The following is a 7669-nucleotide window of genomic DNA, read 5'->3' as shown; positions in this document are numbered from 1 at the left end:
AAAGGGAGTCGCTGTAAAAGCGAAACCATAGGAGGCCGTTACCGCAGCAATGGATATGCACTCCGACAACCAATTTCCCACAGGGCTTCCTGTGACGCCGCGCATCATCGTTGCGCACGGCTCAATTAACGCGTCGTCGGTGGAACGCAGAGCGTCCCTGGCGGCATTCCCACGCAGAGCGTGGGAACGATCAAACGATCAATGTGCTGCCGCCTTCGCGAGCAGGGGATCCAGGTACACCCGTAAAAATCAGGTCGGCTTTAAGGCCGCCTCGCTTTGCTGTTGCTCGCAGGCACCCCGTTAACTCCTTTAGGAGCGAGCACGCTCCGGGCGGCGTTCCGACGATGGAGGTCAACGATGACGCGGGGAGCCTGACACCCCGCGGTGCTCTCGGGTTTTTCGCGAGCATGCTCGCTCCTACAGTCGAGGTATCAATGCGCCACAGGGCAGTCCAGGAAGCCACCTCCACCTCCGCGCATTCGTACCGTGCCTATGCCGTTTTCCCCAGGCCACCGCGGCTATTTCATGCATCGCGCCGGCATTGGAGTCTTTAAAGTGAGGTCGGAAATCACTTTCTCGAACCCTGGAAAAAGGAATGAACATGCAACGGAATGCAAAGACTCATTATCCAATCCTGTTGGTGCACGGGCTTTTCGGCTTTGAGCGAATTGCCAGCGTGGACCTCTTCCACGATGTCAAGCAGGCCCTGCGGAACGCCGGGGCAAGTGTGTTCGTCCCGTTTGTGTCCGCCACCCACAGCAACGAAGTTCGCGGCGAACAGCTTCTGGCGCAGATCCATCGGGTACTGGAGGGCACCGGCGCCCACAAGGTCAATCTGATCGGTCACAGCCAAGGCGCGTTGGCCGCCCGCTATGCCGCCGCGACAGCGCCAGGCCAGGTGGCCTCGGTAACGTCCGTCAGTGGACCGAACCATGGGTCCGAACTGGCCGATTTGCTGCGCAAGGCATTGACGCCAGGCCACTTGCCGGAAACGGTAGCCGAAATCGTTGTCACCTTGTTCGCCGACCTCATGTCGTTGCTCAGCGGCAAGCGCCGGCTGCCGCAAAATGCCATCGCCGCGCTGGATGCCTTGACCACGCAGGGCGTGGGCGCATTCAACCGGAAGTACCCGCAAGGCTTGCCGCCGTCTTGGGGCGGCAAGGGCCGCGAACAGGTCAATGGTGTCCGCTACTATTCCTGGAGTGGCGTCGTGCAGGGAAAGCGGCGGGATGCCGAACTGGAAACACTGGACCCGTCCCACGGCCTGCTGCGGGCGCTGTCACGTTATTTCACCACCGAGCCCTTGCAGAACGATGGCATGGTCGGGCGCTACAGCTCGCACCTGGGCACCATCATCCGCTCCGACTATCCGCTGGACCATCTGGGCACCCTTCACCAGGCCGGTGGTCATAATGAAAGGCGCATCGACCCGATCGATCTTTATGTACAGCACGCCGAGCGCCTGGAAAAAGCCGGACTTTAAACCAAACCTGCCATCCAGAGCGCTGGCAACGGAACTTTGAGGAGAAATACCCCACTGAATCCGGTAGGCTCAGCATTTTACCGTACATTGAATGGAGAGTTTTCCCATGGCCAAAGCCACTGCCCGTCACATCCTTGTTGCCAGCGAAGCCAAGTGCAACGAACTGAAGGCCCAAATCGAGGCGGGCGCAGACTTCGCTGAAGTCGCCAAAGCCAATTCCACGTGCCCTTCCAGCCGCCAGGGCGGCGACCTGGGCTCGTTCGGTCCAGGCCAGATGGTCAAGGAATTCGACACCGTGGTCTTCAGCGCACCGATCAACGTGGTGCAAGGCCCGGTCAAGACCCAGTTCGGCTATCACCTGCTGGAAGTGACCAGCCGCCAGGACTGATAACACCCTGGATTGGCTGTGCAACGGCCCGCCTTCTGGTGGGCCGTCGTGTTTCAGATACGTAATTCGGCTGGCGAGGGACGCGCCGCTAGCGTACAAATTGTGGTTAACGACCACCCGGCTCTAAGGCTTACAATGCGACTGGCTTTCCCGACTTTATTGTTCACTGCCGTGGCCCTGCTCTTGGGCGCCGCCGGTGTGAATGCCGCACCTCAACATGCGTTGACCGTATATGGCGAACCCGCCAAGTACCCTGCCGGCTTCAGTCATTTTGCCTACACCAACCCGCAAGCCCCCAAGGGCGGGACGATGCGCCGTTCCGCGATCGAGATCGGGCATTTCGATCACGTCCTGCCTTATATAGACAAGGGCATCGGCGTGACGCAGATCGATGGCCTGCTCTACTCTCCCCTGGCGCAGCGCTCGCTGGATGAGCCTTACACGGTGTACGGTCTGGTGGCGCAGCAGATGGAGCGCTCCGACGATGGCCTGTCCCTGCGCTTCTACCTCAACCCCAAGGCGCAGTTTGCCGATGGCACGCCAATCACCGCCCAGGACGTGCGCTACACCTTCGATCTGCTGATGACCCAGGGCAGCCTGCGCTATCGCACGCAGTTCGCCGACGTCAAGGGCGTGGAAGTCGAGTCGCCATTGACCGTGCGCTTCGATTTCAAGAACAACGAAAACCGCACCCTGCCGCTGGACATCGCCACCTTGCCGGTGTTTCCCGAGCACTGGTGGAAGAACCGTGACTTTGCCAATGGCGGCGGTTACGAGCCGCCATTGGGCAGCGGACCGTACAAGGTCGGCAAGGTCGATTCGGGGCGCAGCATCACCTTCGAGCGCAACCCCGACTGGTGGGGCAAGGATTTGCCGGTCAGCCGTGGGCTGTACAATTTCGATCGCTTCAGCATCGAGTACTTCGGCGATACCGATGTCGCGCGCCAGGTATTGCGCGGCGGCGCCTACGACTACAACCGCGAGTTTTCCGCCACCGGCTACTCCATCGGCTACGACAGCCCGGCCCTGAGCGACGGTCGCCTGCAAAAGGCCCACCTGGCCACCGAAGCGCCGCAATCGGCCCAGGGTTTCGTGTTCAATCTGCAAAAGCCGATGTTCCAGGACCGCCGGGTGCGCCAGGCACTGGCGATGCTCTGGGACTTCGAATGGAGCAACCGGCAGATGATGCGCAACCTGTACATCCGCCAGAAGAGCTACTTTTCCAATACCGAACTGGCGGCCCGGCAGCTGCCTGATGCCGGTGAGCTGGCGATTCTGGAACCCTTGCGCGGACAGATCCCCGATGAAGTCTTCAGCCAAGTGTTCGAACCACCGAAAACCGATGGCAGCGGCGTGATTCGCGACAAGCAATTGCAAGCCCTGGGCCTGCTCGAACAGGCCGGGTGGAAACCCCAGGGTGATCAACTGGTGAACGCCGACGGCGAGCCACTGAGTTTCACCTTCCTGGTCAGCCAGAACGGCATGGACCGTTTGCTCCTGCCCTACAAGCGCACCCTGAAACAGATCGGCATCGACATGAACATCCGCCGCATCGATTCGTCCCAGTACGTCAACCGCCTGATGAGCCGTGACTACGACATGATTGTCACCGGCTATCCGGTCACCACCTCTCCCGGCGGCGAACTGCTCAACTACTTCGGCTCGGCGTCGGCCCTTGATCCCGGCGCCAACAACTACATGGCCTTGCAGAACCCGGCGGTGGATACGCTGATCAACGGCCTGCTACGCGCCAGCACCAAGGCCGACATGTTGCACTATGCCCATGCGCTCGACCGGGTGCTGCAATGGAACTATTACTGGATTCCCAATTATTACCCGCCGGGCAGCTCCACCGTGTGGTGGAATCGCTTCGGTATACCGAACGTGCAGGCGAGCAATGACGAAGCCATCGAGAGCTGGTGGGAAATGAGCACCACACCGCTGACCAACCAGCAGATGACCGCCGAGCGCATCCGTCGTGGCAGACCCGGAGGACCGCATTGATGTGGGCTTATATCGTGCGACGCCTGCTGCTGATCATCCCGACACTGGTGATCATTCTCCTGGTCAACTTCGTCATCGTCCAGGCCGCGCCAGGTGGCCCTGTGGAACAGGCCATTGCGCATTTGCAGGGCATCGGCGGAGCCAGTGTCGGTGGTGGTTCGAGCGAAACCATGGGCCATTCCCGGGCCAGCCGCGGTCTCGACCCGCAGCTGATCAAGGACATCGAAAAACAATACGGTTTCGACAAACCGGCACCGCAACGCCTGTGGCTGATGCTCACCAGTTACGCGCGCCTGGATTTCGGCAAGAGCTTCTTTCGCGGTGCCACCGTCACTGACCTGATCCTGGAAAAAATGCCGGTCACCATCTCCCTCGGGCTCTGGGCGACGTTGATCACCTACCTGGTGTCGATTCCCCTGGGGATTCGCAAGGCCGTGCACCACGGCAGTCATTTCGATGTCTGGAGCAGTACCGCGATCATCATCGGCTATGCCATGCCGGCCTTCCTGTTCGCCATGTTCCTGATCGTGGTGTTCGCCGGTGGCACCTCGTTGAACTGGTTCCCGGTACGCGGGTTGGTCTCGGACAATTTCGAATCGCTGTCGACCCTGGGCAAGGTCGTCGATTACTTCTGGCACCTGGTACTGCCGGTGACCGCATTGGTGATCGGCGGTTTCGCGACCCTCACCATCCTGACGAAGAACTCGTTCCTCAACGAAATCACCCGCCAGTACGTGGTCACCGCCCGCGCCAAAGGCTTGAGCGAACGCCGAGTGCTGTACGGTCACGTGTTCCGCAACGCCATGCTGCTGGTGGTATCGGGAATTCCCCAGGCCTTCATCAGCGTGTTTTTTGCCGGCTCCCTGTTGATCGAAGTGATCTTCTCCCTCGACGGCCTGGGGCGCATGAGCTACGAGGCGGCCGTGTCACGGGACTACCCGGTAGTGTTCGGTTCACTGTTCATCTTCACGCTGTTCGGCCTGCTGATAAAACTCGTCGGTGACCTGTGCTACACCCTGGTCGATCCACGGATCGACTTCGCTGCGAGGAACGCCTGATGCTGCAGCTTTCGCCATTAGGCCGACGCCGCTTCGAGCGTTTCAAGAAAAACCGCCGCGGCTGGTGGTCGCTGTGGTTGTTCGTCGGGCTGTTCCTGCTGACCCTGGGTGGCGAGCTGATCGCCAATGACAAACCGCTGGTCGTCAGCTACCAGGGTTCGTTGTATTTCCCGGTGTTCAAGCGCTATACCGAGCAGCAATTCGGCGGACAACTGCCGTTCCAGGCCGATTACCGCAGCGAATATGTTCAGGACCTGATCAAGAAGGACGGTGGCTGGTTGCTGTTTCCGCCGATCCCCTTCAGCGACGACACGCCCAACTACGACCTGAACAAACCGGCCCCGAGCCCGCCTTCAGGGGTCAATTGGCTGGGCACTGACGATCAGGCGCGGGACGTGTTAGCGCGGGTGATTTTCGGCGCGCGGGTATCGATCCTGTTCGCCTTGATGCTGACCTTCGTCAGCGCGCTGATCGGCATCGCCGCAGGTGCCCTGCAAGGCTATTACGGTGGCTGGGTCGACTTGCTCGGCCAGCGGCTGCTGGAGGTCTGGTCAGGGCTGCCGGTGCTGTACCTGCTGATCATCCTCTCGGGGTTCGTCGAGCCAAATTTCTGGTGGTTGCTGGGAATCATGGCGCTGTTTTCCTGGCTGGCCCTGGTGGACGTGGTGCGTGCCGAATTCCTGCGCGGGCGCAACCTGGAATACGTCAAGGCCGCCCGAGCCCTGGGCTTGAGTGACCGCAAGGTGATCGTGCGACACATTCTGCCCAACGCCATGAACGCGACCTTGAGCTACCTGCCGTTCATCCTGACCGGGGCCATCTCGACCCTCACCGCGCTGGATTTCCTCGGTTTCGGCATGCCGGCCGGCAGCGCCTCCCTGGGCGAGCTCATCGGTCAGGGCAAACAGAACCTGCAGGCACCGTGGCTGGGGCTGACGGCGTTTTTCACCCTGGCGTTGATTCTTTCTCTACTGGTGTTCATCGGCGAAGCCTTGCGCGACGCCTTTGACCCTCGTTCGTGAAGCGGACTGTTGACATGACCAACCTGATCGAAATCCGTGACCTCAGCGTCGCCTTCAACGGCCAGACGGTGGTGCGCGACCTGTGCCTGGACATCCGCCCCGGCGAATGCCTGGCACTGGTGGGAGAGTCGGGTTCGGGCAAGTCGGTGACGGCGCACTCGATCCTGCAGTTGCTGCCCGAATGCGGCACCGAGACCACCGGCAGCATCCGCTATCGCGGCCAGGAACTGGTGGGCGCCGATACGCGCAAATTGCGCGAACTGCGGGGCAATCGCATCGCGATGATCTTCCAGGAGCCGATGACCTCCCTGAACCCGTTGCACAGCATCGAGAAGCAGATCGGCGAAACCTTGCTGGTGCACAAGGGCCTGGCCGGCAAGGCGGCGCAAGCACGGATACTCGAGTTGCTGCATCTGGTGGGCATCCAGAAACCCCAGGAGCGGCTCAAGTCTTACCCCCATCAGCTATCCGGTGGCCAGCGCCAGCGGGTGATGATTGCCATGGCCCTGGCCTGCGAACCGGAATTGCTGATCGCCGATGAGCCGACCACGGCGCTGGACGTGACAGTGCAGCGCAAGATCCTGTTGCTACTCAAGTCGCTGCAACAGCGACTGGGCATGTCGCTGTTGCTGATCAGCCACGATCTCAATCTGGTGCGCAGCATTGCCCAGCGCGTCTGCGTGATGAAAGCCGGGGAAATTGTCGAGCAAGCCAACTGCGAGACGATGTTCACCGCACCGAAACACCCTTACAGCTGCCTGTTGCTCAACGCCGAGCCCGAAGGCGAAGCCCTGCCCCGGGACGAACGCGAAAAAGTCCTGGAAGTGCACGACCTGCGGGTGCAATTTGCCGTTGGTGGCGGACTGTTCCAACGCAAGACTTACCTCAAGGCCGTGGACGGCATCAGCCTGAGCATCCAGCGCGGCAAGACCCTGGGCATCGTCGGCGAGTCGGGCTCCGGCAAGTCCACCCTCGGCCAGGCGATCCTGCGCCTGCTGGACTCCGAAGGCGCTATTCACTTCCAGGGCCAGGCGCTCGATGGCCTGACGCAGAAGCAGTTGCGGCCATGGCGCAAGGAAATGCAGGTGGTATTCCAGGATCCGTTTGGCAGTCTCAGCCCGCGCATGTCCGTGGCACAGATCATCAGCGAAGGCCTGGAAGTGCATAGCCAGTTGAGCACCGAACAATGCAACGCCGAGGTGATCCGGGCGCTGCAGGAAGTCGGGCTGGACCCACAAAGCCGGCATCGCTACCCCCACGAGTTCTCCGGCGGTCAGCGCCAGCGCATCGCCATCGCCCGGGCGCTGGTGCTCAAACCCGCGCTGATCCTGTTGGACGAGCCCACCTCGGCGCTGGATCGCACCGTGCAAAAGCAGGTGGTCGCCCTGCTGCGTCAACTTCAGGAAAAGCACGGGCTGACCTACCTGTTCATCAGCCATGACCTGGCGGTGGTGCGCGCCCTGGCCCACGACATGATCGTGATCAAGGACGGCAAGGTGGTCGAAAGCGGCGCCAGCCACGACGTGTTCGATTCACCGCAGCACCCCTACACCAAAGAGCTGTTGGCGGCGGCGCATGTGGGGCAGGCATAATCCGGCCAGACCGCGTCGCGGCCTTCGCGAGCAGGCTCGCTCCCACAGGGGATTTGTGAACGACACAGATCAAGTGTGGGAGCGAGCCTGCTCGCGAAGGGGCCGACACAGGCAACACACAA

Annotated in this window: 6 protein-coding genes; all 6 read left to right on the top strand. The window is 61.2% G+C overall.

The annotated features are described in order from the left end of the window. Window positions 1-601 precede the first annotated feature (601 nt). The 6 genes from AC3WWR_RS25300 to AC3WWR_RS25275 all read left to right on the top strand — a co-directional run bounded on the left by AC3WWR_RS25300 (window position 602) and on the right by AC3WWR_RS25275 (window position 7547). The gene (locus AC3WWR_RS25300) at window positions 602-1483 is read left to right on the top strand and encodes an esterase/lipase family protein (RefSeq protein ID WP_033044464.1); all 882 of its coding nucleotides are present in this window, start codon (window positions 602-604) and stop codon (window positions 1481-1483) included. Between the two features lie 106 nt (window positions 1484-1589). Continuing rightward, window positions 1590-1871 (top strand): peptidylprolyl isomerase, encoded by a 282-nt coding sequence (locus AC3WWR_RS25295; protein WP_007984657.1) that lies wholly within the window; start codon window positions 1590-1592, stop codon window positions 1869-1871. A gap of 135 nt (window positions 1872-2006) precedes the next feature. Then, complete coding sequence (locus tag AC3WWR_RS25290) at window positions 2007-3875, top strand: extracellular solute-binding protein (RefSeq protein ID WP_020795418.1); 1869 nt, start codon at window positions 2007-2009, stop codon at window positions 3873-3875. Beyond that, the gene (locus AC3WWR_RS25285) at window positions 3875-4933 is read left to right on the top strand and encodes a microcin C ABC transporter permease YejB (protein WP_020795419.1); all 1059 of its coding nucleotides are present in this window, start codon (window positions 3875-3877) and stop codon (window positions 4931-4933) included. The genes AC3WWR_RS25290 and AC3WWR_RS25285 overlap by 1 nt, the downstream gene beginning before the upstream one ends. Then, the gene (locus AC3WWR_RS25280) at window positions 4933-5955 is read left to right on the top strand and encodes an ABC transporter permease (RefSeq protein ID WP_020795420.1); all 1023 of its coding nucleotides are present in this window, start codon (window positions 4933-4935) and stop codon (window positions 5953-5955) included. Before AC3WWR_RS25285 ends, AC3WWR_RS25280 begins: the two co-directional genes overlap by 1 nt. A 14-nt stretch (window positions 5956-5969) precedes the next feature. After that, window positions 5970-7547: an ABC transporter ATP-binding protein gene (locus AC3WWR_RS25275; RefSeq protein ID WP_492599165.1), complete on the top strand. Its 1578-nt coding sequence runs from the start codon at window positions 5970-5972 to the stop codon at window positions 7545-7547. Window positions 7548-7669: the final 122 nt, after the last annotated feature.

Source organism: Pseudomonas sp. EB271-G4-1, assembly GCF_058791355.1.
The sequence above is the reverse complement of the archived record's forward strand: the minus strand, read 5'-3'. Positions and strand labels throughout refer to the sequence as shown.